Here is a 23,422-nt window from a genome sequence, read left to right as displayed (position 1 = left end):
CTGTCACTGTGTGCCGGTTAAGTGTGTCAGACCGATTTCGCAGTGATATACCGGTCAAGAAAATCAAACAGCTTCTGCATCTGTTCCCGGGTTCCGATGGTGATGCGGAGATAGTTGTCAATTCTGGGTTTATTGAAGTATCTTACATAGATATGCTTTTCGCGAAGCGCTTCGAACAATTCCTTTGCGGGGATTGTTTCATGTCTTGCAAAAATAAAGTTCGAGGAGGAATCTGCAAAGTGGAAACCGCGCTTTTTCAGTTCCTCTTTGGACCATTCTCTTGTTTCCACTATTTTCTGTACAATCTGCTGATGATATGCCTCGTCTTCCATAGCTGCGACGCCTAGAGCGATAGAGGTGCGGTTCATCGTATAGGAGTTGAAGGAGTATTTTACATCCTGCAAGTAGCTGATGAGTTTTTCATTTCCGATCGCGTAGCCGATGCGCATGCCGGCGAGTGCGCGGGACTTGGAGAAGGTCTGCACAACGAGCAGATTTTCATAACGGCCGAGAAGGGAAAGAGCAGATTCCGCTCCGAAATCGACGTAGGCTTCATCGACGATTACGACTACGTCGGGATTCGCCCTGAGAATCTCCTCAATTACATCGAGGGAGAGAGCAAGACCGGTCGGGGCATTCGGGTTCGGGAAGACAATTCCGCCGTTTTCCTGCGCGTAATCCGCCGGATTGATCGCAAAGTTTTCATCCAGCGGGATCTGCTTGTAGGGGATGCGGAAACAGTCTGCCCAGACATCGTAGAAGGAATAGGTGATGTCCGGGAACAGGATCGGCTTGTCAGAGTTAAAATATGTTTGAAAGGCCATCGCGAGCACATCATCAGAGCCGACGCCGACGAAAACCTGAGAAGGCTTTACCTGATACTGTTCTGCGATAGCGTTTACAAGGTCTGCCGCCGCCGGGTCGGGATACAGACGCATGTCGTCGATGGAGATTTTTTGCAAAGCCTCGGCGACCTTCGGCGACGGCGGGTAAGGATTCTCGTTTGTGTTCAGTTTCACCATATCCGGCTGGTTCTTCGGCTGCTCACCGGCTACATAGGGGACTACTCTGCGTACATTATTCTCCCACTTTGACATGACATCATCCTCTTTTCCATTGTATTTATCGTATTCATTTTGCATAATTCCGGAATGCATATGTGATACAGCAGGTAAACGACCATGGATGATGGTGTCACCTGCTGTTTATTAATTCTTATTGATTATGACATTTCAAGAGGGAAAGATCAATACATAGTTTAATGCATTAGCATGATAAATTCCACTGCTGGTGAGTTTTTGCCGAAAGAACGATGTTTTTTGACTCGGTCCCGGAAGCTGTAAGCAGGATCCGGGACCGATTACGGCGATGGGTTTTGCCCATATTTATTATTGGACGGTATTTTTTAGTAAAATGGATAAAAAATGGGCAGCAGAATCATGCTGATCACGAAACAAACCAGACTGACGGCAAGCCCCGGCTTTATGAAATCCCTAAACTGAACATTTCCCGGATCGATGATCATGGAATTGGCAGGAATTGCCATCGGTGTGCAGACAGCGATGCTGCTCGCGATAAATACGGCAATGACAACTGCCCGGGGATCCGCACCGAGCGCTTCCGCAATGCTCCATCCGATGGGGCAGAGCAAGGTGCAGGCGGCCGTATTGCTCATTACCTGAGTGAGCACCCAGGTCAGAAGCCAGATGGTAGCCATCAGAATCATGGGACTGGAATGTCCTGTCAGTGATATTACGGCATCTGCGATCATTTTTCCTGCGCCCGTTTCATTCATTGCATTGCCGAGGGGCATCATGAATGCCAGCATGAAAACGGTTCGGATCTCAAAGGACTGAAAAGCTTCTTTTTCCGTGAGTACTCTGAAGAGGACAAGGATAACAGCACCGCAGCAGGCGGTTACGTGGATAGGAGGCAGGAAGGAGAGATAATCCTTTGCCACCATTCCGATGATAGTGAGAATCATCACGACCAGAGTGAGGGTGCGTTTCCATCTGGGAATTGAGCTGTAATCCTGAGAGGCCTGCATCGTTCTCCCCGCTTCCCGGTTGGCAATAAGCTTATCCCCCAGGAAGTAGAAGAGGACGGCCACTGCTGCGAGCATAGGGATTCCAAGCTTTGCATATTCAAAGAAACCGACAGACATTGATCCATGGCTGAACTCTTCAATTGTATTTTTTGCAATGAGGTTTCCCGGAGAGCCGATGATTGAGATGTCTGCGCCAATGGTTGCGCCGCTGACAAGTGGAATCAGCAGCTTGATTGGCTTGATGCCGGAGCCGCCCGCAATTCCCATGACGATCGGGATCAGAATCGCTACAGTGCCGCTGTTGGAGACAAAACCGGACATAATGCCGGAAAGCAGGAATATTACGACCATCAGTCCACGCTGGCTTTTTGTCCGCTTCAGAAGAAGCTGGCTGGTGGAGTAAGCAAGTCCCGTTTTGAAAAATGCAGCGCCGATCACGCACATTCCCAGAATCAGAAGAACATTTTCGTTGATGACGCTGGAAAAAATGTCGTCAATTGTGATAATCCCGGTGAAGTAGAGTGCCAGCGGAACGCAGAAAGCAATCAGTCCCATCGGGAGAGTGTCTGAAATGAAAAGCACAATTGCTACGACCAGAATGATCAATGTAATAGCAGCCTGTGACATTTTTTATCCCCCTTTACTTCTATTGATAAGATTTGATCAGACATATCTGCAGACGTGATCGACTGCGATATCTGAGAAACCGTAAGCTTCTGCTTTCGTAAGCTGGCCATTGCAGATGTTGTGAATGATTTCGAGAAGGCGGTGTCCCTCCTGCTGATAGCTGACCTCCCCGCGGATGATTCCGGACAGATCGACATCCATATTGTCCTCCATCTTTTGGTAGGTCTGTTCATTCGCGGTGACCTTCAGTACCGGAGCAATGGCATTTCCGGTCGGGGTTCCGCGGCCGGTTGTAAAGATCACAGCCTGGCAGCCCGCCGCTACCATCGAGGTGACGGATGAGATGTCATATCCGGCGGTATCCATAACGACGGCACCTTTCTGCGAAGGAGCCACTGCCTGCGGAAGAACTTCTGTGATCGGACGGGTGCCGCCCTTGCGGATGCATCCCAGGCTCTTTTCATCCAGAGTGGAAAGACCACCGGCTTTATTGCCCGGTGTAGGCTGACCTGCCCTGCAGTCCTGCCCTGCGGCTTTCAGATGCTCTTCGTATGCCTGACAGACATTGATGATGTCATTGTGGATTCTGTAATCAGATGCCCGCTTCGCGAGAACGTGCTCACCGCCGATCCATTCAATGGACTCGGACATGATGGTGGTCGCGCCGAGATCGACAAGCTCATCCGAAAGCTCGCCGACGGATGGATTGCTGGCGATGCCGGAGGTCGCGTCGGATCCGCCGCACTCTATTCCCAATAAGAGTTCTGATAGATCGAATTGTTCCTTCTGCTGGAGACCGGCTTCCATTGCCATTTCTCTCGCGGCACGTACCGCCTTTTCAATTGTTTTCAGAGTGCCGCCTTCGTCCTGAATTCCGAAGTGAGCGATGGGTTTAGAGGTCATTTTCCGGATTTTTTCCGCAAGTGCCTTATGTCCGACGGTTTCGCATCCGAGCCCGATGATGACAACTCCATAGACATTCGGATTGCAGGCAAAACCGGTCAGTACCTTCTGGGACATTTCCGTATTTGCGGCGACATCAGAGCAGCCGGTATTAAATACGATATTTACGGCTCCGCGAACCTGACTTGCTACAATCCGGCTTGTCTCACTTCCGCATGCACAGGTCGGAAGGATCAGAATATGATTCCGAATACCGGGACGGCCTTCTGCGCGTCTGTAGCCCCAGAACTTCAACGGCTCCAGGCCGGGGTACCGGGGAGACTGTCTGGCACTCATGACAAAATCGTCCGAACAGAGTTCGCTGTTATAATCTCTCAGTATACTTTTCAGGTTCTGGTCATTCACCCAGCATCCTGCGGAGACATCAGCAATGAGCCGGCCGAGGCTTTCGCCATATTTCAGAACCTCGTCACCGGATTTGAGATCCTTTATCGCGATTTTATGGCAAAAGGGGATATCTTCTGCGGCATAGATCGTTACAGCTTCTTTTCCCCGCTGAAAAATCACGGCCTCACCCTTTGAAACCTTTTTCACCAATGTAACCACGTTGTCATTCTCATCCATCAGCAATGCGTTTACGTTCATTTCAGACTCCTTTCAGAAATTTCGGCAGGATTGCGGGAGGTGCGGAGCACAGAGCAATCCGGCGCTGTTATAGGCTGCAATACAAAATTTCATATGAATGTTTTCTGATAGAAAAGATATCACAGAAACAAGATTAAATCTAATTAATGATATTTACATATATATAAGTTATAACTTATAATAAGAAGCGACGAAAACCAACGAATGGTGAAAAATGGAGGTTCGTGAAGGTTACGGGCTTCCTGGCAGCGAGTGAGGAATACGATGGATCCATATGTCTGGCTTCGTCTCGTATTCGTCGGAAAGGAGAGGAAAAATGGAGCTCGAGATGAGATATGTATATGAGATTTACCGTACAGGCAGCTTTTCCAAGGCTGCCGAGAGACTGTTCATTACTCAGCCGGCGCTCAGTATTGCCGTTGCGAAGGCTGAGTCCGCAATCGGCATGCCGTTATTTGATCGAAGCACTCGTCCGGTGACGCTTACACATGCCGGGAGAATTTATATTGATGCCATTGAGAAAATGAAGAACCTGGAACAGGATCTGGAACAGCAGTTTGAAGACATCAGAGACCTGAAGAAAGGAAAAATTGTCATTGGCGCAACACATTATATGAATTCTTATATTCTGGCGCCGATTCTGAAAGGATTCAGTGAAAAGTATCCGGGAATTGAGCTGGAGCTGGTCGAAGGCAGTTCCAGCGCGATGGTCGAGCTGCTGAAAAAAAGAGAGATTGATCTTACGTTCAACTGTGACCCCAGGGTGCTTGTGAATTTTGCGGGTTATCCGGTTTTTTCGGATATTGTGCTGATGGCGGTTCCTGAGGAGGATATGATCAACAGTAAATTTTCAGACTGCAGTCTGACAGCAGAAGACATCATGAACAGGAAGCATCTGGATCCGGACTGCCCCTGTGTTTCGCTGAGGGAGTTCCAGGAGGAAGAGTTTATTTTGTTGAAGGAGGGGAATAATCTGTATGAGCGTTCTGAAAGTCTCTTTCATGAATGCGGAATCGAGCCTCATGTTAAACTGAAAATATCACAGATGGTCACTGCGTTTCATCTCGCGGATCAGGGATTTGCGGCTACGTTCATCAGCGACCGTCTGATTCAGCATGCGAATCTCCATCTTCGCTGCTATAAAATGAATTCGCCGCTGATTTTCAGAAGATTCTACATTCTTCTGAATAATCAGCGGTATGAATCGAACTCTGTTCGTGCCTTTATCCGGTATGTTCAGGATTGCTATTCTCAGGATTTATATTCCTGACCGTACTTTTTATAAAGCATGCGGACTTTTCTCCAGTATTCAATAATCCTTTCTGTCATGTGAGCAGACACATGGCAGCGGGAGAGCATGCGGACTTTTCTCCAGTATTCAATAAGCCTTTCTGTTATGTGCGTATGCGCAAGTCAGAGGGAGGGTGAAAGTCCCGGAAAAAGTTCAGTTGTGACAGCCGATCCGTACGATGTGCGGGTGATGTTCTCCCGTGATCCAGTCCACATCGTCGGTGTACCAGCTCATGATTTCGAGCATCTTTGTCTCCCATTGAATAGTGGCCTGACGTCCTTCTTCCGTTTCTGCGGTTTCCATGGTGGTGTCGATTTCATCGTAGCCAAAGATGTAGTCCTCCGCATTCCAGATGGAGAAGTTGCTGTCCGGACCGGGATCCACCTTGCCCTGGCGGGCGGCGATCAGACCGTCGTGGCGTCTCTTGTACTCCTCCTGAAAATCGCCCTTGAGCTTTGTCACAAATACCCGGTGGCGGATCAGCTCCTTATTCGGACGGACGATTCCGAAGTCATGGTACATCAGGCGCATCTCCTGATCAGGTCCGGAGATCCACCGGTAGGAATCTCCCACTTCGGCTTCGAGGGAGCGGAATTCCGCTTTCTGATGTTCGGAAGGAGTCGGAGAAAGGGGATCTGTCTCGTAGTAGCCAAAGACAAGATCCTCGATGTTCCAGAGACTGAAATTGCTGATTTCCAGGTCATCCATTAGTCGGGTGAGACGGTTCCAGACTCTTCCGAGTCCGGAACGGAAGTCGTTAAATTTTTCCGGTCTGATTTGTAAGGCGATAGCGTGTCTGTTCATTCAAAATACCTCCTTGTAAGGCTTTCTCTTTTGCTTTTTCCTATGTTTTCTTGTGATTTTTCTGTTACCCGTATTCGCAAAGCCGGACGGAAGAAGTGATCAGCAGAACCGGGCAAGAACAATCGAAACCTGTGACTTTTCGGATCGTTTGCGGAATCGGGCGCAGAATGTTATACTGATTCTGTCTTTTTATTTTATGCGATTTCTATGAAAATTTAAGAGTGATTTTTTTATATTAAAAGGAAAAAATATGGATAATGAGTTGAAGTTCGCTGTTCTGATTGACGCGGACAATGTGTCGGAGAAGTACATCAAGATTATTCTGGAGGAGACTTCTAATAACGGAATTGCGACCTATAAGAGAATCTACGGTGACTGGACAAGTCAGCGGATGAATTCCTGGAAGCAGGTCCTGCTGAATAATTCCATCATCCCGATCCAGCAGTACAGCTACACGACAGGAAAAAATTCGACGGATTCGGCGATGATCATCGATGCCATGGATATCCTGTACTCCAATACCGTCGATGGATTTGTGATTGTCTCTTCGGACAGCGATTTTACCCGGCTGGTGGCGAGACTGCGGGAGGCCGGGAAGCAGGTGATCGGGATGGGCGAGACTAAGACACCGATGCCGTTCATCACCGCCTGCAACCAGTTCAAGTATCTGGATATGCTCTACGAGCAGAAGCAGCAGGAGGCGGCGGATGCCGAGGCAGAAGCGGAGTCTGAGGCGGAGGCAGAGGCTGCCGCGGCTGCGGAGAAATCTCTGGCAGCGCGAAAGTCCGCGAAGGCGGCGGCAAAGAAGAAAACGGTCAGAAAGACGAAGACAAAGGAAGAACGGGAGCTGGAGAAGAAGCGGCAGAAGGACCTCAGCCGTGTCCGCAATGCGCTCAATACGATCATCGAGAAATTCTCGGACGAGGACAACTGGATTTTTTCCGGAAAACTTGGCGATCAGCTGTCCAGACGGATGCCGGAATTTGATGTGCGGAACTTCGGATACAACAAATTCACGGCTTTTATCAAGTCGCTGGGCTCCTATGAATGGGAGGAACGGAAGGACGTGAACGGACAGAAGCAGATTTACTTCCGGATCCGGGAGAATCAGAACGGGAAGGAAAATGAAAAGTAAGCGGACGCGGAAAGGAGCCCGGAGAATAAAGGGTGAGCGGACGCGGAAGAGCCCGGAGAATAAAGGGTGAGCGGACGCGGTAAGGAGCCCGGAGAATAAAGAGTGAGCGGACGCGGAAGGAGATGAAGGCATGAAATTTACAAAAATGCATGGCTGCGGCAATGATTATGTATATGTGAACTGTTTTGAGGAACAGGTGGACAATCCGTCGGAGGTTGCCATCCGGGTGAGTGACCGCCATTTCGGGATCGGATCAGATGGTCTGATTCTGATCAAACCTTCAGAGAAGGCGGACTGTGAAATGGATATCTACAATGCGGACGGCTCCCGGGCAAAGATGTGCGGAAACGGAATCCGCTGTGTGGCGAAATATGTATACGACAATGGAATCGTACCGAAGACGAGAATGAAGATTGATACCCAGAGCGGCATCAAGATTCTGGATCTGACAGTGGAGAATGGAAAGACGAAGACGGTGCGCGTCAATATGGGACCGGCGGAACTGACAGCGGCGAAGGTTCCTGTGCTTTCGGACAAGGAGAGGGCAATTGATGAACCGATTATGATTGACGGAAAGGAGTATCGCTTTACGGCGGTATCTATGGGAAATCCGCACGCGGTGGTGTTCATGGATGACGTGGATCATCTGAAAATCGAGGAGATCGGTCCGAAGTTTGAGAAAAACGCAATCTTCCCCGAGCAGGTGAACACTGAATTTATCCGGGTTCTCAGCGATGACACGATACAGATGCGCGTGTGGGAGAGAGGCTCCGGTGAGACGCTGGCCTGCGGTACCGGGTCGTGCGCAGCGGCGGTCGCGTCGATCCTGAACAAAAAGGTAAGGGATGATGTCCCGGTTACCGTGAAGCTCCGGGGCGGAGATCTGACCATCGAATGGGATCAGAAGGAGAACCGCGTCTACATGACCGGTCCTGCCGAGACGGTTTTTACAGGGCAAATAGATCTATGAGAAAAAACAGCAGCCATATGGAAAGTAAATTTCCATGGGGCTGCTGTTTTTTTACGCGAACAGTGAGCCGCAGCCGAATGCGAAGTATTCGTGTGCGGCGAGCGTCGCGATAGCGAGATAAAACTCGCGCAGCGTGTTTTATCTCGTTGGGGGTGGGCGCATGTTCGATCAAGTGCCGGGCGCGGAACAATTCCGCATGGAGTGCGGAGACAGATAGCCGACCGTGCGTATGTGCGCTTATTTGCCGGGCGTGGAAGAATTCTGCGTGGAGACAGATAAATGTCAGAACGGAGAGTTCTTCTGCTTTCCGCGAGGAGCGGCTTCTGCAGCGGAAGATGACTCTGCGCCGGGCATCTCAGGAAGCTCCGTCATATCGTAGGTATCCAGGAAACTGTGACGTTTTCCCTCGTGATCCTTGTAGCCCAGCACCGCGTTCATACAGATGTTTTCCATACTGCGGAAGATATTGCCCTCTACGGAAGGGGTCGTTTTCTTGAGCTGGGCAATCAGCCGCTTGGCTTCGAGCCGCTTTGATCCGGTGCCGCCGTGTCCGTCAACAGAGCAGGTGTCGGTGAAATGGCAGGCGCACCGGATGAACTGGAGACCGTTCGTGTCTCTCCATGCCTTGATGTCATCTTCACGGATCAGATAAAGAGGACGAATCAGCTCCATTCCCTCGAAATTTGTGCTGTGAAGCTTGGGCATCATGGTCTGCGTCTGACCGCTGTAGAGAATACTCATCAGGGTTGTTTCGATTACATCGTCGTAATGATGTCCGAGCGCAATCTTATTGCAGCCGAGATCCTTTGCCTGTCGGTACAGATAGCCCCGGCGCATTCTGGCGCAGATGTAACAGGGAGATTTCGGGATATTATCAACCGCGTCAAAGATCCGGGTCTGGAACATGGTGAGGGGAATTCCGAGAAGACCGGCGTTTCCCTGAATCATGCCGAGCGTTGTCTCGCTGTAGCCCGGGTCCATGCACAGATATACCACTTCAAAGGGAATCTTGTTCCGCCTCTTCAGCTCCTTGAAAAGCATCGCCATGAGCATGGAGTCCTTGCCGCCTGAGATGCAGACCGCGATCTTGTCGTTCGGGCGGATGAGGTCATAGTCGATGATTGCTTTGACGAAGCGGCCCATAATGTCATGCTTGAAGCGCTTACGGAGACTTTTCTCAATCTCAGTGCGGCGCTGTTCATTCCCGGATTCGGACTTCATGACGCGCACAAGCCAGTTTCCGTAGCCGCCGTCCAGATGGTAGGCGTCATAGCCTTCGGCCAGAAGCTTCTCGGCGGGGTCCCTGCTCAGTACGCCGAACATACAATAGAGGACCAGTTTTTTGTTCTTCGGCAGCTGAAAGCTGCCGTTCAGGAGGTCCTGTCTGGAAATGCGCACAGAGCCCGGAATATTGCCGAGCTGGTATGCACTTTCGTCACGCACGTCAATGATTATATAATCTTCCGCAGCCCAGGTCTCAAGTTCTGCGGGAGTAACTGTCTGTATACTCATTTTCTGCCTTTCTTTATTACATATTTCCGTGATCTTGTATTATATCCTTCCAGTAAAAAAATAGCAACCAATGCGTCTGTTTGAGTTTAAATTCGATTATTCGATTATTCGATTGCTGGATTTGGAATCAATAGCGTTTTTTTCACATTTGAAATTAGAATTTGCGACGGCTTTTTGCACAAGGATTCGGTGATATTTTTGTATGATTTGGTCATTCAGAGATACTTTTCAACGGGACGCAGCATGCTATACTTAAAGTAATTCCCGAAGTACACGGGAAGCATTCTTTTTTCTTATTCTTTTTGACATCAGCTGTTCTGGCGGATGTGATCCCACGAAATGGAACTGGCAGTACGTGATTTCTAACGTGAAGTGGAACTCGTAATACCTGACTATATATATTATCGGCACAGAACCGTATATAAACAGCAGTAAATCAGATTTTGGACAAACGCTGCGCATGCGTGTATCTGCACAGGCAGACAGGCGCAGGAATGCAAAGAGAGGGGGATGTTATGAAAGAGTTGTTGTTGCTATTTGAGCAGACAGAAAATTGTATGAAAAAGCTGAGGGAAGAAATCCGATCTCTGGAAGCAATGTACCCATCTGACGAAGAAGATGTGGCTTCCTGTTCTCTTCGTATGGAGGAGGAGCTTGCTGAGCTGCGCCGCAACACGGTGCGCATGAAGGTACTGCTGTACGGAATGCTGCAGCATATGTCTCAGGCAGTTTAACATGTCGTGAGCAAGAAATCCCTCATCACTATAGGTGAAGGGATGAATTGCGATAAACACGGCTTTCTTTTGACCTTGGCATCACGTGAGTTTTTGCGAAGAGTTTTTCAGGGAGGGGTGTGAAAAATGTTTTTTCCAGACGAAAGGGCAGGACGTCTCCGGACGGTGGAGCACTATACGCTTGAGATGCAGGATCTGATTAAGAGAATGGCCGAGATCCTGGACAACTCTGCCGGATGCTGGATGGGAGACAATGCGGATTTCTGCAGAGAGCATGGCAGGATTTACGCAGGAGAGGCGGCTGAGAACCTGCATATGCTGCTTGATGCGGTATATGAGATGTGTGAAGGGGCGCAGAATGTTTACAGGACAGATTCTGGACGGACGTTATGAGATCCTGAAGGAAATCGGACGAGGCGGGATGGCCAGAGTGTATCTGGCGATGGATGTCAGACTCCATAAGAGCTGGGCTGTGAAGGAAATCCGGAAGGACGGGCAGGACGGTGAACACAAGGTGGCGGTGAGCTCACTCCTGGCGGAAGCAGAGATGATGAAGAAGCTTGATCACCCCGCATTGCCGAGAATTGTGGACATTATTGACAGGGATGAGTCGGTTTGCATTGTTCTGGACTATGTGACCGGGGAATCTCTGGACCGTCTGCTGAAACGGCAGAAATCCTTTCCGGAAGACCAGGTCATGAACTGGTTTCTTCAGCTGGCTGAGGTGCTGGAATATTTACATCGTCAGAATCCTCCGATTATCTATCGGGATATGAAGCCCGGCAATATCATGCAGACACCGGAGGGATTTCTCAAACTTATCGATTTCGGGATTGCGAGGGAATACAAATACAAGAATCAGACAGATACAATTGCGCTCGGAACGAATGGATATGCCGCTCCGGAGCAGTACGGCCATGCGCAGACAGATCCCCGCTCGGACATTTATTCTCTTGGAATTACCATCTTTGAACTTCTGACCGGAATATCTCCGGGAAAAGATCCCTATCAATACCAATACCATCCGATCCGGAAGATCCGTCCGGAGATTTCGGAAAGCACAGAAACCATACTAAACCGCTGTCTGGCGTTTGCACCGGATCAGCGGTATCCGGACTGCCGCGCACTGATCTTTGATCTCAGGCATCCGGAGCGAACAATTTCCAGTGTGCGCAGAAAACAGAAAAGACGGACTGCTTTATTTTATCTTTCAGCGGTCATGGCTGCCGGATGCTGCCTGGGCGGTCTGGCCTGCAATGTAGCTGCTGTACAGCTGAACGAGAGAAATTATGAGAGAAGGATTAGTATCTCACAGGCTCTGCCTGCGGAGGACAGGATCAGAAGTTACCTGGATGCGATTGAGATAGATGGAGGAGATGTCCGGGCCTATCAGAAGCTGTTAGAGGTATATCGTGAAAAAGGGGTCTTCGGAGAGGCGGAAAGCCGGATTTTTCTGGAAGCATGGAGTACCAACGAGGCGGCTTTGAAAAAGAACAGCAAGTCGGGAGCTTATCAGAAACTGTCCTTAGAGGCAGGAATTCTGTATTTGTATTTATACTCCGGCGGGGATGATTCCTTTCGAAACAGAGTGCTGAAGGCACAGCCGTTTTTCCAGGAGGCTGCAGAGGAGAAGGAAAACGGGGAGGTTTCCGTCAGAGCCGGATATTATGCATCCTTCTGTACCTTCTGTATACGATTCGCATTTGACAATACCAGTGTTCGGGAACCTTCTCTGGAAGATTACCAGAAGCTGCTGGAGTCGGTCAGAATGAATATTCTTCAGCTTGAGGATTACCAGACAGAGGATGCCGACTATGTTCGGATGATCATGTATGAGGAATTCGGAAATCTGATCAATGCTTACCGGAAAGGAATGGCGTCCTGCGGAATCAAAAGGGAGGAGGTTCTGGATCTCCTGGATCAATTGATGGAAAAAGTCCGCGCACTGCCCGTAACGCAGCAGAAATCCGTTCAGCTGCAGGAGAAACTCCTGGAGTGTTTTTCTGAATATCATGAGAATCTGGACAGAACCTGGGAAAATACCGAGCAGAGAAGAAAAGCAGAGCAGGAAGAGCAGAGGAGAGCGAGAGAAGCGGAGCAGAAAAAACAGGAACAAAACGGAAAAGAGTGACGGATTCGCATCTTATATATATAGGAATACAAAGGGGAGGAAAGTGTGAGGGCAGGTACGCAGCAATTATACATGATTTCGGAGATCCTGTTTGGTTTTTCCGGGGCGGGAATTGCATTTACAGTTTTTCTGGGAATCCGTTTCCGGATCTGGCAGCAGATCCGGACAGACCGCGAGGAAAATGCAGTTATGGGACAGGTGAATCCGGTAAAGAAAAGACGATGGAAGCTCTTTGCCAAAGAAAAATATCAGGACATTGATGATGCGGAAGAAGCATCTCCGTGCAGGGATGAAGAAAATACAGCGGATCTGGTATCCGACAGAGCGACAGAAGAAAAAATATTGGCTGAGGTTTTCGATAGCACTGGAGACAATGTGACGGAAGCCCTCGGGGCAGATGCAGAGAGCGAGAGCGAGACCGTGGCGCTCAGCTATAGTTGGAAGACGGAAGGCAGGTGAAGGAAGATGAAACAAAGGTTTGTGTTATTGCTATTGGCAGGCGCTTTGATCATGAACGGTTCGGGGGTGCAGACAGACACAGAAACAACTGTGGAGGCGGCAGAAGATAGTGTAAAAGAAGAAACAGACAGCACCGGTTTAGCGGGAAACTTGAATCCGGAAAAAATCATAAATACGGAAACAAATATGGATCCGGTTCAGGAAGAAATCGTGGATACGGAAACAGGCGAGAATCCGGTTCAGGAGTCCCCGCCCATGATGGAAGAAGATTTTTCATCGGAAAACGAAAAGAGGGAGAAGGACCTGAAAAAACCTTCTTCTGCAGATTCAGAAAAGAAAGTGAGCATAGAGAAAGCGGAGAACAGAAATGATGTTGGAGAAAACATTGGAACAGAAGACACCGAGGACCAGGAGATGGATCATGCTGCGGCAGAGGAAGTAGAAGAACAGAAAAAAGATACGGATACAAAAGACGAAGATGCAGATCAGAATATCGATCATGCTGCAGGAGAAGATGTAGAGATAGAGAAAAACGATTCGGATAGGAAAGAAAAAAATACGAAATCAGAACTGCCTTCACAAAGTCTGGAAGAAGGAGATAGTGACAAAAAGCCGGAAGAAGCAAAGGAAGAAAGACCGGTTGGAAACAAAGCGGAATCAAATATCACAGAATCAGAAAAAAACGAACCACAGAGCACAGAGTCAAAAAGTGATGAAACGAAGATCGGTGAGTTAACAAGCACCAAACCGGAAACTGGAGAGATGAACAGCGCAGATCCGGAAAAATCAAAAGAAAAGGATGATATGATTCAAAGTGTCCGCAGCCAGGAGGAGCTGAAACGAAAGGAGAGAGAATCTTCGACAGAGGAGCAGTCGGCAGCGAAGCAGAAGGAGCAGCCTGCAGGAGAGGAGAAGGAGCCGCCGACAGCTGAGCAGAAAGAGAAGCCGGCAGCGGAACAGACGAAGGAAAGGGTAACAGAGCAGAAAGAACAACCGGCAGCGGAACAGACGAAGGAGCGGGGTGCAGAGCAGAAAGAAAAACCGTCAGGAGAACGGAAGGAGAAACCAGCTGAGGAACAGCCGGAAGTTACGGTACCGGAAACCTATGAACAGATAAACACAGATAAAAAGGAAGAAAAGTCAGGTGAGACAGGGGAACAGACCACGGCAGTAAAGGTGGAAGAAACAGCGGTCGGGGCTGAAGAACAGAAGAAAGTACAGCAGGTTCTGAATACAGAGAAATTGAAGAACATGCTGGATTCAGCCAGAATAGGAATCAGTGAGAATAAGGACAGCGATGGAAAAAACAAGATGGTTCTCAGGCTGGAAGGAACTGCATTGGAGGCGGCAAAGCCGGTTAAAGTGAAGATACAATTGATCCGGGAGAACGGAACAGCCACAGGGAATGCGGGTGGTCAGGAGAATGAGGTTCTGGTGACTCGGGAGATTGTACCAAACCGCGTGTCGGGAACAACGGAAGCTGCGGGGGAAGGTAATCGGGCAACGGAAGAACCATGGGAGATGGAAATTCTTTCCAGAGAAGATACAGGCAAGATCCTGCAGGAAATTCCGGATAATGATGGATATTATAGAATAGCTGTGACTTATGAGGATGAAGAGGGAAATACCGCTTCCCGGTATATTCCATTTAAGGTGAATCGCTTTGGCTCCGTCTATGTTTACAGTCAGAGCTGCAAGGATCTTCAGGATTCTTACGTCCGGAGTGTAGAAGAGGATCTGGTTATTTCCGAATATAATCCGGACAGGCTCGTCGCAAAATCACTGAAAGTTGAGATAATCAGGGATGGAGAACCACTGGAGCAGGTGTTATGTGAAGTGCACAGTGGTGAAGATGATAAACAGGAAGATCGTGAGAAGGAAAAACATAAGCAGGAAGACCGTAAGGGGTGGTATCGCTATGATTACATCATCAGCCGAAAGAATTTTGAGAAGGACGGGATCTATCAGGTATCGGTTTCTTCCGCAGATGAAGCAGGAAATAAGCCGGACAGCATGGATTATTATCAGAAACCGATCTTTTTCCGGGTGGATTCCACAAATCCAGAGGTGAATTTTATCCGGCAGGCGGAACGGTCCATGAAGGTCCATGCAGAAAATATTCTCCGATATCAGGCATTCGATGCGATTCGCCTGAAGAATATCAGGGTTCTTGTGGACGGAAAGCTGCACCAGGAGATCTCGGAGATTCCGGATGTGACGAACTATCAGGGAACCGTCAGACTGACCGGACTTCGGAAACATAAAGTGCAGATTGTACTGACCGACATGGCGGGTAACTCGTATCGGTCAGAAGAACAACAGGTGTATGGGATACCTGTCTGGCTCTATCTCATAATGGGTATCATCTGTGCAGGAGTGATCGGCGCATCGTCGTTATTGGTGATTTTCAGAAAGAGTAAGCGATTGCGCCTCAGGGGTCCACGTGTGATCAAGCCGTAAAAAGCGGGCTGTATAAAAGCAGATATAAAAGCAGAATAATATTAATGGAAGCGGGACTCCGGACAAGAAGCGAAGGATTTCCGCTTTTTTAATACTCCATCTCATATCTGCAGCCTTCAAAATCGCATTCAGTTTCTTACACACGCTTCGCGACAGGCGGCCTGTATGCGCTTTCGAAGAGCTTATACAGTAAGTCTCCGTGGTCCAAGAACATTGCGACTGGACTTATACAATCGATGGCAGAGGGGGAAACGGGTGCTTGACAAATGCTGGCAGGGTTAGTATTATGATCTCATAATTAATTGCACACAATATAATTTCATTTCTGCTGTCTTCTAATGAGAGTACAGCAAGAATTCATGAACAAGGTTAAGAAGTAAATCTGGGATGCAATTACGGCATGAATTCTGACAAAGGAACAGATATTAATCCTGTACAGGTCATGCGCAATAACAGGTCATACGCAATAACGGGTCATGTACAATATAAGAAGCTTGGCAGATGAAGACAGAAATTTGAAAAATATACAGAAAGGCGGGCTATTTGATATGACAGAAGAAAAGAAACAGGTCACAACAGATATTGTAATCATTGGAGGCGGGACCGCCGGGCTGACCGCTGCGATCTATGCGGTGCGCGCCGGAAAGCAGGTAATTGTGCTGGAGGCGAAGGCGTACGGCGGACAGATCGTGAACACGCCGGACATCGAGAACTATCCCGGACTTGCGCATGTCAGCGGGTATGATTTTGCAACAGGACTTTATCAGCAGGCGATCGATCTCGGGGCGAGATTCCGCTACGAAAGAGCCCTCGGCATCCGGCAGGATGATGGCGGGAAGATTGTCGAGACCAGAAAGAGAGAATATCACTGCAAGGCGGTGATTCTGGCAACCGGAGCGAAAAACCGTACGCTCGGAATTGACAGAGAAGAGGAACTGACCGGAAAGGGAGTTTCCTACTGCGCTACCTGTGACGGCTCCTTTTTCAAGGGGCAGGATGTTGCTGTGAATGGCGGAGGCAATACGGCACTTGAAGATGCCCTGTATCTGGCAGATATCTGCAACAGGGTTTATCTGATTCACAGAAGAGATCAGTTCCGGGGCGACGCGGCGGATGTGGAGAAGCTGAAGCAGAAAAACAATGTAGAATTTGTTCTGAACAGCAATGTGACCGGGCTGATCGGAAGCGATAAGCTCACCGCGGTCGAGGTGACGGACAAGATTTCCGGAGAAAAGAAAGAGCTTCCGGTGAGCGGTCTGTTTGTCGCGATCGGTCAGGTGCCGGACAACAAGGCATTTGCGGATGAAGTAGACCTTGCTCCGGCCGGCTATATCGAAGCCGGAGAAGACTGCGCTACAAGAACTCCCGGCATCTTCACCGCGGGAGACTGCCGCACCAAGACAGTCCGGCAGTTGACAACCGCTGCGGCGGACGGAGCGGTTGCGGCACTTGCAGCGTGCAGGTATATCGGAGCCTGAAGAACATAGGTCTCTTTCCTGTTTTTTGAAATTAAATTGTTCACAATCGTTGACAACGCCGGTAATTATGCTATACTACATATAATTAGCACTCAATATTAATGAGTGCTAACACACCTGCAGAGGGCAGGGACAGTTACGGCAACAGAGAGCTTGATTTCTCTGGAGATTGCAGAAAAGAGGAACGAGTATGAAAAGTTATCTGGTTATACCTTCATATGATACAGTAATACTCCCTGACGTCGATTATCAGCTTGGCGTTGAGGAACTGAACGAGGATGAGAAGAGCCGCATCAAGATTGATGACAACAAGGTACTGATCGTACCGATGAAAGAAGCAAAGGGCAAGATGGAGCTGACCATGAGCGATGTCTATGGTCTGGGCGTGCTCGCAGATGTACTGGACATCAATTCAACAAAGGTTGGATACCGGGTGCACGCCAGAACCCGGGAGAAGGTGGAGATCACCAGCCTCACTGGAAATGGTGACATTCTGGAGGCAACCTTTGAACCGAAGGACGAGGTCCTGGATATCACGCTCAAGGGTGAGAAGGACCTTCTCGACACCCTGAAGAAAGACATCACCGAGCTCACCACCCATTTTCAGGGCGGGCAGATGGCGGCCGGCTATGTGGAGAGATGCAAGAGCATCAATGAACTGGGAGCGATGTTCTGCCAGTTCCTGGATATGAGTCCGGATGAAAAATATGCGCTTCTGGAGACAGACTCGATGAAACAGAGAGGGCTTCTGATCGAGGAGGCACTGAAGCGGTTCAAGGGTACCGTTGATATGCAGGAGGCCCTGAACGACAGATACAATGCGACGGAAGGCAATTTTTACAAGAAGGCCGCCATCGAGAAGCAGATCGGGCTTCTGCAGAAGGAGCTGGATGACATGGATCCGGATGCGGCGGAGGAAGAAAACGATTATCGCAGAAAGATCGAGGAATCGGGAATGCCCGCCGAGGCCAGAAAAGAGGTTGACCGGGTTCTGAAGCGCTATATGGAGATGCAGCCGAACGATCCCGACCGTGCATCCTCCGAGAATTATCTGGATTTTGTAACCTCACTGAAATGGAAACCGGATGAACTCCCGAAGGTCGATCTGAAGGAGGCCAGACGGATTCTGGACAAGGATCACTACGGGCTGGATAAAGTAAAGGAAAGAATTCTGCAGCAGCTGGCAGTCATGGCACTGAAGAATAAGCAGGAAGGATCGATTCTGCTGCTTGTCGGCGCTCCCGGAACAGGTAAGACCAGTATGGGAAAGAGCATTGCCGAGGCGCTGGGCAGAAAGTATGTCCGGATCAGTCTTGGAGGCGTAAGAGATGAGGCTGAGATCCGCGGCCATCGGAGAACCTATGTCGGCGCAATGCCCGGACGTATCATGGAGGGAATCAAGCGCTCCGGCGCCATGAATCCGGTTGTGGTTCTGGATGAGGTTGATAAGCTGACCGAAGGAGGATTCAGCGGAGATCCGTCGAGCGCACTGCTGGAGGTGCTGGATCCGGAGCAGAACAACACCTTTGTCGATCACTACATGAATATTCCGTATGATTTGTCAAATGTATTTTTCATCTGCACGGCAAACAGCTGGGATACGATCCCGCAGCCTCTGCTTGATCGTATGGAGGTAATCCAGCTTTCAGGCTACACTCCTTACGAAAAGGAGCAGATCGCAAAGAAACATCTCCTGCCGAGAGCGATGGAGGATACCGGTCTTACACGGAAGGATCTCAGTGTAACGGACGGCGCAATCCGCAGAATTGTCTCGGAATACACCAGCGAGGCGGGAGTCCGCGGATTGAAAAAGCAGCTGGACAAGCTCTGCAGAGTAGTTGCTGCAAAGCTTGTAGAGAAGCGGATGGAAGAAGAATCCGGAGCATCCTCTGAAACAGAGGAAAAATGCGAAACTGCGGCTGGAGCAGAGAATACTTCTGAAAAGACGGCGGCGTCTGAAAAGGCGGATGCTGAAACGGAAAAGACGGAGAAAAAAGAAAAATCAAAGAAGATCACTGTGAAGGAAAAGGATGTGCCGGAATATCTCGGCAACAAGGGAATTCTTCACGATCGCGTGCAGAAGCACAATCCGGCCGGTATCGTGACCGGACTTGCGTGGACGCAGGCAGGCGGCGAGATTCTGTTTATTGAGACAACCGCGATGCGGGGTAGCGGACAGATCAAGCTTACCGGTCAGCTGGGCGATGTCATGAAGGAGTCGGCCTCCATTGCGGCCAGCCTTCTGAAGTCCTACTACATCAACAGCGATCTGAATTTCAGGGAGAGAGATATTCATATCCATGTTCCGGAGGGAGCGGTTCCGAAGGATGGACCGTCTGCAGGCATTACCATGTTCACCGCATTGACATCGCTGGTCAATAACAAACCGGTGCCTTCCGATCTCGCGATGACCGGTGAGATTTCCCTGAGAGGCCAGGTACTTCCGATCGGCGGGCTTCCGGAGAAGCTCATGGCTGCGCAGAGAGCCGGCGTGAAAAAGGTGCTGATCCCGAAGGACAATGAGAGAGATCTCGAGGATGTACCGAAGGAGGTCAGAGATCATCTGACCATCGTACCGGTGGAAAATGTCCGTCAGGCGATTCGCGAGGCAATCGGAATCGAGCTTCCGAAGCCGGCACACAACCTCTTTGAGAAAATGAAGGGCGACGAAGAAAACGAGCCGGCGGAGAAGAAGTAAGCGAGCCGGCAGAGAAGAAGGAAGAAAGCGGTAGTCGGAATGAAGGAATACACGATTCGGAGAATCGCTGCAATATCCTCGGAATTTCCGAGTAAGTTCGGAATCCCCAGACAGAGCGGACTGGCAGACACAAAGGCGGAGATTATTTTTGAGCCGGAGTATGCCTCGCCGGAAGCGGTGCGCGGCCTGGAAAGGTTCAATTACCTGTGGCTGATCTGGCAGTTCTCGGAGAACAGAGACAGCGGCTGGCATGCGACGGTGCGTCCGCCAAGGCTGGGAGGAAATACAAGGGTGGGAGTTTTTGCCACCCGTTCCCCGTTCCGGCCAAACGCGCTCGGCCTGTCGTCCGTGAAACTGGAGTCGATTGAAGAGCGGGAGGGAATCGGGCCCGTTCTTCATGTCAGCGGAGCGGATCTGATGGACGGAACGCCGATATATGATATCAAGCCATATATTCCATATGCCGACATTCACGAAGACGCATTGGAAGGCTTCACCGGCGATACAAGAGACTACCGTCTGGAGGTAAGACTTGGGGAAGAGCTTCTTGCGGACAGCGGATTTCCGCTGGAAAAGGCCGGATCGCTGCGCCAGGTACTAGCTCAGGATCCGCGTCCGTCTTATCAGGCCGATCCGGAGAGAAGATATGGAATGGAATATGCGGGCTATGAGATCGGTTTCAAGGTTCGGGAAGATGTTCTCGAGGTAACAGACATTACGAAAGTTAACAAATCGTGAGGATCTTTCAATGTATCTCGGTATCCGGCATGGATAACAGGCATCACGAAAGTTAACAAACCGTGATGTGGAATCGGCTCAGAAAAGCGATTCGATAATTAAATACATTTTTTATGCAACTGGTTATCATGCCAGAAGGGCGGCAAAGCTGCTCCGGGACTGTCCGGAGCGGCTTCGCCGCCCTTCTATTTTTTACGCGAACAGTGAGCCGCAGCCGAATGCGAAGTATTCGTGTGCGGCGAGCGTCGCGATAACGAGATAAAACTCGCGCAGCGTGTTTTATCTCGTTTCAGAAGTGCTCTTATATTTATGCGTAATATGCCATTCTCGGCGCATATTTACCTTTATCGGGCAGAGGGTGTTAACATTGCACACAATGAATTTATTTATTGTTAACGTATGACCGGTTACGCTGTTTACATACCACATGGCATGATTAGAACTGCATTGAGTGATGCGATTCCATCATTCAATACGAGAAAGAACACGATTTTTCGGAGCAGAAGATCCCAGGAACAGGATTAGAAAACCAGAAAACCAGAAATCCAGAAGAGATTCGTATCCGGAAAGTAGAAAACATCCATGAAGGAAGAAGGAGAATGACAATGAAACGTAAAACAATGACATTTGTTCTTGCCGGAATTCTCGGTGCATCTCTGTTAGCAGCAGGCTGCGGAAGCACATCGGCATCATCGGAGCAGAGCAGCGCAGATACTTCTGCTGCAGCATCCTCAGCCGAGACCACGGAGGCAGCATCCTCAGAAGAATCTGCAGAAAGCACAGTTGCAGCATCCTCCGGAGATGAGGCATCTGCTGCAGCATCATCTGATCTTTCCGGAACAGTTGGAACAGACGGATCCACCTCTATGGAGAAGGTTATCAGCTACCTGAGCGAGTCCTTCATGGAAGAGTACCCGAACGTTGAGGTTACCTACAATCCGACCGGTTCCAGCTCCGGTATTCAGGCAGCGACCGAGGGAAGCACCGATCTCGGACTTGCAAGCCGTGACCTGAAGGACGAGGAGAAGGACGGACTTACACAGACAACCATCGCGATTGATGGAATTGCCCTGATCGTAAACCCGGACAACAAGGTCTCCGATCTTTCGATTGATCAGATCAAGCAGATCTACACAGGACAGATCACAAACTGGAAGGATGTCGGCGGCGATGACGCTGAGATCGTCTGCATCGGACGTGAGGCAGGTTCCGGTACAAGAGACGGATTCGAAACCATCACAGACACCAAAGATCAGTGCAAGCTTTCTCAGGAGCTGACTTCCACAGGTGATGTCATCCAGACCGTAGCAGGAAACCCGAATGCAATCGGATATGCTTCAATGGCAGATCTGAACGATACCGTTAAGACTCTTACCGTCGGCGGAGTTGCGTGCACCGAGGACACCATTCTCGATGGAAGCTACAAGATTCAGCGTAACTTCAATGTAATTACAAACGACAGCAAGAAGCTGAGCCCGCAGGCACAGGCGTTCTTCGATTACATCACAAGTGATCAGGCAGCTGACTTGATTGAAAAAGCAGGAGCTGTTCCGGTTTCCAAGGCGAACAAGTAAGATCAGAATAAACCCGGAAATATAGAACAGAACAGCGACGGAATATGAAGTGACAGAAGCAGAATTCTTACAGGTCCGACACGGGAAGCGCGGGCTTGTAAGAATTTATTTACGCGAACAGTGAGCCGCAGCCGAATGCGAATTATTTATGCACGGCACAGCGATAATTTTTTACAGATTTAACAGAATTCAGAATGGTCGTAAGGATCAGGGAAAGGCAATATGCAGATATCATCAGCAAAAGAATCCAATAAGAATAAGCAATCCGGAAACGGAGATGCGTCCGGAAACGGAAAAGCTACATTTTACAGCGTCACAGGTCCATCACTGTCCGAAAAGCGTCAGAAGAAAAAGAACGCGGCGGAAAGAGTGATGAGCGGCATCTTCTTTGTATGCGGAATGATTGCCATCGCATTCGTTCTGTTCATTACAATCTTTCTGGTCACATCCGGTGTTCCGGCAATCGGAAAGATCGGAATCACGGACTTTCTGTTCGGCTCAGTATGGGCATCCACGGCCGCTGACCCGAAGTTCGGAATCCTTCCCTTTATTCTGACATCCGTATACGGAACTCTCGGAGCAATAGTGATTGCCGTTCCGATCGGCCTGCTGTGTTCCATTTTTCTTGCAAAGATGGCCAGCAGCAAGATCGCGGAGCTGATCCGGGCAGCTGTTGAGCTTCTCGCCGGAATTCCATCCGTTGTCTATGGTCTGGTAGGTATGATCGTAATTGTGCCGATGATCCGTAACGCGTTTCATCTCTCGGACGGCGCGAACCTTCTGTCGGCAATTATTGTTCTGTCTGTCATGGTACTGCCGAACGTCATCAGTGTGTCGGAAACCGCACTCCTGGCTGTTCCGAAGGAATATGAGGAAGCAAGTCTTGCTCTCGGTGCGACATGGACAGAAACCGTATTCAAGGTATCAGTTCCGGCAGCCTCAAGTGGAATCGCTTCCGCAGTCGTTCTCGGTGTCGGCCGTGCGATCGGAGAGGCAATGGCGGTTATGATGGTATCCGGTAATGTTGCGAATATGCCGGGACTGTTCAAGAGCGTCCGGTTCCTGACAACGGCAATCGCGAGTGAGATGTCCTACTCTTCAGGACTTCAGAGACAGGCACTGTTCTCCATCGCACTGGTACTGTTTATATTCATTATGATCATTACACTGCTTCTGAACTTTGTATTCAAGAGCAAAAAAGAGTGACAGAAGGTAA

The 23,422-nt window shown here is 49.5% G+C and carries 18 protein-coding genes; 13 read left to right on the top strand and 5 right to left on the bottom strand.

Translation table 11 applies throughout. The features are described from left to right. Positions 1 to 26: 26 nt before the first annotated feature. The 3 genes from hisC to ACTQ3A_RS06185 form a co-directional block, all read right to left on the bottom strand. Positions 27 to 1,097 (bottom strand): histidinol-phosphate transaminase, encoded by a 1,071-nt coding sequence (hisC, locus tag ACTQ3A_RS06195; protein ID WP_441494434.1) that lies wholly within the window; start codon positions 1,095 to 1,097, stop codon positions 27 to 29. Between the two features lie 308 nt (positions 1,098 to 1,405). Further along, positions 1,406 to 2,674, bottom strand: coding sequence for an SLC13 family permease (locus tag ACTQ3A_RS06190; protein ID WP_441494433.1), 1,269 nt, complete (start codon positions 2,672 to 2,674; stop codon positions 1,406 to 1,408). Positions 2,675 to 2,710: 36 nt separating this feature from the next. Then, the gene (locus tag ACTQ3A_RS06185) at positions 2,711 to 4,222 is read right to left on the bottom strand and encodes a UxaA family hydrolase (protein ID WP_441494432.1); all 1,512 of its coding nucleotides are present in this window, start codon (positions 4,220 to 4,222) and stop codon (positions 2,711 to 2,713) included. A 316-nt stretch (positions 4,223 to 4,538) separates the two neighbouring features. Here ACTQ3A_RS06185 and ACTQ3A_RS06180 point away from each other — a divergent pair, with 316 nt between their 5' ends. After that, on the top strand, positions 4,539 to 5,492 hold the full coding sequence (locus tag ACTQ3A_RS06180) for a LysR family transcriptional regulator (protein ID WP_441474224.1): 954 nt from the start codon (positions 4,539 to 4,541) through the stop codon (positions 5,490 to 5,492). A gap of 174 nt (positions 5,493 to 5,666) precedes the next feature. Here ACTQ3A_RS06180 and ACTQ3A_RS06175 read toward each other — a convergent pair whose 3' ends face one another. After that, entirely contained in the window at positions 5,667 to 6,317 is a 651-nt protein-coding gene (locus ACTQ3A_RS06175; protein WP_441474223.1) for an L-rhamnose mutarotase, read from the bottom strand. A 250-nt stretch (positions 6,318 to 6,567) separates the two neighbouring features. Here ACTQ3A_RS06175 and ACTQ3A_RS06170 point away from each other — a divergent pair, with 250 nt between their 5' ends. Together ACTQ3A_RS06170 and dapF are read left to right on the top strand one after the other, a co-directional pair. Next, positions 6,568 to 7,452, top strand: a complete 885-nt coding sequence (locus ACTQ3A_RS06170; protein WP_441099734.1) for an NYN domain-containing protein — start codon at positions 6,568 to 6,570, stop codon at positions 7,450 to 7,452. 130 nt (positions 7,453 to 7,582) lie between these two features. After that, positions 7,583 to 8,422: a diaminopimelate epimerase gene (gene dapF, locus ACTQ3A_RS06165; RefSeq protein WP_441494431.1), complete on the top strand. Its 840-nt coding sequence runs from the start codon at positions 7,583 to 7,585 to the stop codon at positions 8,420 to 8,422. 282 nt (positions 8,423 to 8,704) lie between these two features. Here the strand turns inward: dapF and ACTQ3A_RS06160 are convergent, their stop codons facing one another. Beyond that, complete coding sequence (locus tag ACTQ3A_RS06160; RefSeq protein ID WP_441494430.1) at positions 8,705 to 9,934, bottom strand: ATP-binding protein; 1,230 nt, start codon at positions 9,932 to 9,934, stop codon at positions 8,705 to 8,707. A gap of 557 nt (positions 9,935 to 10,491) precedes the next feature. Between ACTQ3A_RS06160 and ACTQ3A_RS06155 the strand changes: the two genes are divergently transcribed. The 10 genes from ACTQ3A_RS06155 (at position 10,492) to pstC (ending at position 23,412) form a co-directional block, all read left to right on the top strand. Next, on the top strand, positions 10,492 to 10,668 hold the full coding sequence (locus ACTQ3A_RS06155) for a hypothetical protein (protein WP_441495265.1): 177 nt from the start codon (positions 10,492 to 10,494) through the stop codon (positions 10,666 to 10,668). Positions 10,669 to 10,794: 126 nt separating this feature from the next. Then, the gene (locus tag ACTQ3A_RS06150; RefSeq protein ID WP_441494429.1) at positions 10,795 to 11,061 is read left to right on the top strand and encodes a hypothetical protein; all 267 of its coding nucleotides are present in this window, start codon (positions 10,795 to 10,797) and stop codon (positions 11,059 to 11,061) included. Then, entirely contained in the window at positions 11,027 to 12,799 is a 1,773-nt protein-coding gene (locus ACTQ3A_RS06145) for a serine/threonine protein kinase (RefSeq protein ID WP_441494428.1), read from the top strand. Before ACTQ3A_RS06150 ends, ACTQ3A_RS06145 begins: the two co-directional genes overlap by 35 nt. A 45-nt stretch (positions 12,800 to 12,844) precedes the next feature. Further along, positions 12,845 to 13,258, top strand: coding sequence for a hypothetical protein (locus ACTQ3A_RS06140; RefSeq protein WP_441494427.1), 414 nt, complete (start codon positions 12,845 to 12,847; stop codon positions 13,256 to 13,258). Between the two features lie 45 nt (positions 13,259 to 13,303). Beyond that, on the top strand, positions 13,304 to 15,718 hold the full coding sequence (locus ACTQ3A_RS06135; protein ID WP_441495264.1) for a hypothetical protein: 2,415 nt from the start codon (positions 13,304 to 13,306) through the stop codon (positions 15,716 to 15,718). A gap of 548 nt (positions 15,719 to 16,266) precedes the next feature. Continuing rightward, positions 16,267 to 17,196, top strand: a complete 930-nt coding sequence (locus ACTQ3A_RS06130; RefSeq protein ID WP_441494425.1) for an NAD(P)/FAD-dependent oxidoreductase — start codon at positions 16,267 to 16,269, stop codon at positions 17,194 to 17,196. 190 nt (positions 17,197 to 17,386) lie between these two features. After that, positions 17,387 to 19,894: an endopeptidase La gene (gene lon / locus ACTQ3A_RS06125; RefSeq protein WP_441494424.1), complete on the top strand. Its 2,508-nt coding sequence runs from the start codon at positions 17,387 to 17,389 to the stop codon at positions 19,892 to 19,894. A 39-nt stretch (positions 19,895 to 19,933) separates the two neighbouring features. Then, positions 19,934 to 20,632: a tRNA (N6-threonylcarbamoyladenosine(37)-N6)-methyltransferase TrmO gene (gene tsaA, locus ACTQ3A_RS06120; protein WP_441494423.1), complete on the top strand. Its 699-nt coding sequence runs from the start codon at positions 19,934 to 19,936 to the stop codon at positions 20,630 to 20,632. Positions 20,633 to 21,237: 605 nt separating this feature from the next. Then, the gene (locus ACTQ3A_RS06115; RefSeq protein WP_441494422.1) at positions 21,238 to 22,206 is read left to right on the top strand and encodes a phosphate ABC transporter substrate-binding protein; all 969 of its coding nucleotides are present in this window, start codon (positions 21,238 to 21,240) and stop codon (positions 22,204 to 22,206) included. Between the two features lie 372 nt (positions 22,207 to 22,578). Next, on the top strand, positions 22,579 to 23,412 hold the full coding sequence (gene pstC, locus ACTQ3A_RS06110) for a phosphate ABC transporter permease subunit PstC (protein WP_441494446.1): 834 nt from the start codon (positions 22,579 to 22,581) through the stop codon (positions 23,410 to 23,412). Positions 23,413 to 23,422 lie beyond the last annotated feature (10 nt).

This window comes from Bilifractor sp. LCP21S3_F8 (genome assembly GCF_052117805.1).
Lineage (GTDB): Bacteria > Bacillota > Clostridia > Lachnospirales > Lachnospiraceae > Bilifractor.
Note: the sequence above shows the minus strand (reverse complement) of the source record. Positions and strands in the feature narration are given on the sequence as shown.

Bases quoted from the DNA above. Each gene is read 5' to 3' on its own strand.
- hisC (WP_441494434.1), bottom strand. From the start codon at position 1,097: ATGTCAAAGTGGGAGAATAATGTACGCAGAGTAGTCCCCTATGTAGCC.
- ACTQ3A_RS06190 (WP_441494433.1), bottom strand. From the start codon at position 2,674: ATGTCACAGGCTGCTATTACATTGATCATTCTGGTCGTAGCAATTGTG.
- ACTQ3A_RS06185 (WP_441494432.1), bottom strand. From the start codon at position 4,222: ATGAACGTAAACGCATTGCTGATGGATGAGAATGACAACGTGGTTACA.
- ACTQ3A_RS06180 (WP_441474224.1), top strand. From the start codon at position 4,539: ATGGAGCTCGAGATGAGATATGTATATGAGATTTACCGTACAGGCAGC.
- ACTQ3A_RS06175 (WP_441474223.1), bottom strand. From the start codon at position 6,317: ATGAACAGACACGCTATCGCCTTACAAATCAGACCGGAAAAATTTAAC.
- ACTQ3A_RS06170 (WP_441099734.1), top strand. From the start codon at position 6,568: ATGGATAATGAGTTGAAGTTCGCTGTTCTGATTGACGCGGACAATGTG.
- dapF (WP_441494431.1), top strand. From the start codon at position 7,583: ATGAAATTTACAAAAATGCATGGCTGCGGCAATGATTATGTATATGTG.
- ACTQ3A_RS06160 (WP_441494430.1), bottom strand. From the start codon at position 9,934: ATGAGTATACAGACAGTTACTCCCGCAGAACTTGAGACCTGGGCTGCG.
- ACTQ3A_RS06155 (WP_441495265.1), top strand. From the start codon at position 10,492: ATGAAAAAGCTGAGGGAAGAAATCCGATCTCTGGAAGCAATGTACCCA.
- ACTQ3A_RS06150 (WP_441494429.1), top strand. From the start codon at position 10,795: ATGTTTTTTCCAGACGAAAGGGCAGGACGTCTCCGGACGGTGGAGCAC.
- ACTQ3A_RS06145 (WP_441494428.1), top strand. From the start codon at position 11,027: ATGTTTACAGGACAGATTCTGGACGGACGTTATGAGATCCTGAAGGAA.
- ACTQ3A_RS06130 (WP_441494425.1), top strand. From the start codon at position 16,267: ATGACAGAAGAAAAGAAACAGGTCACAACAGATATTGTAATCATTGGA.
- lon (WP_441494424.1), top strand. From the start codon at position 17,387: ATGAAAAGTTATCTGGTTATACCTTCATATGATACAGTAATACTCCCT.
- tsaA (WP_441494423.1), top strand. From the start codon at position 19,934: ATGAAGGAATACACGATTCGGAGAATCGCTGCAATATCCTCGGAATTT.
- ACTQ3A_RS06115 (WP_441494422.1), top strand. From the start codon at position 21,238: ATGAAACGTAAAACAATGACATTTGTTCTTGCCGGAATTCTCGGTGCA.
- pstC (WP_441494446.1), top strand. From the start codon at position 22,579: ATGAGCGGCATCTTCTTTGTATGCGGAATGATTGCCATCGCATTCGTT.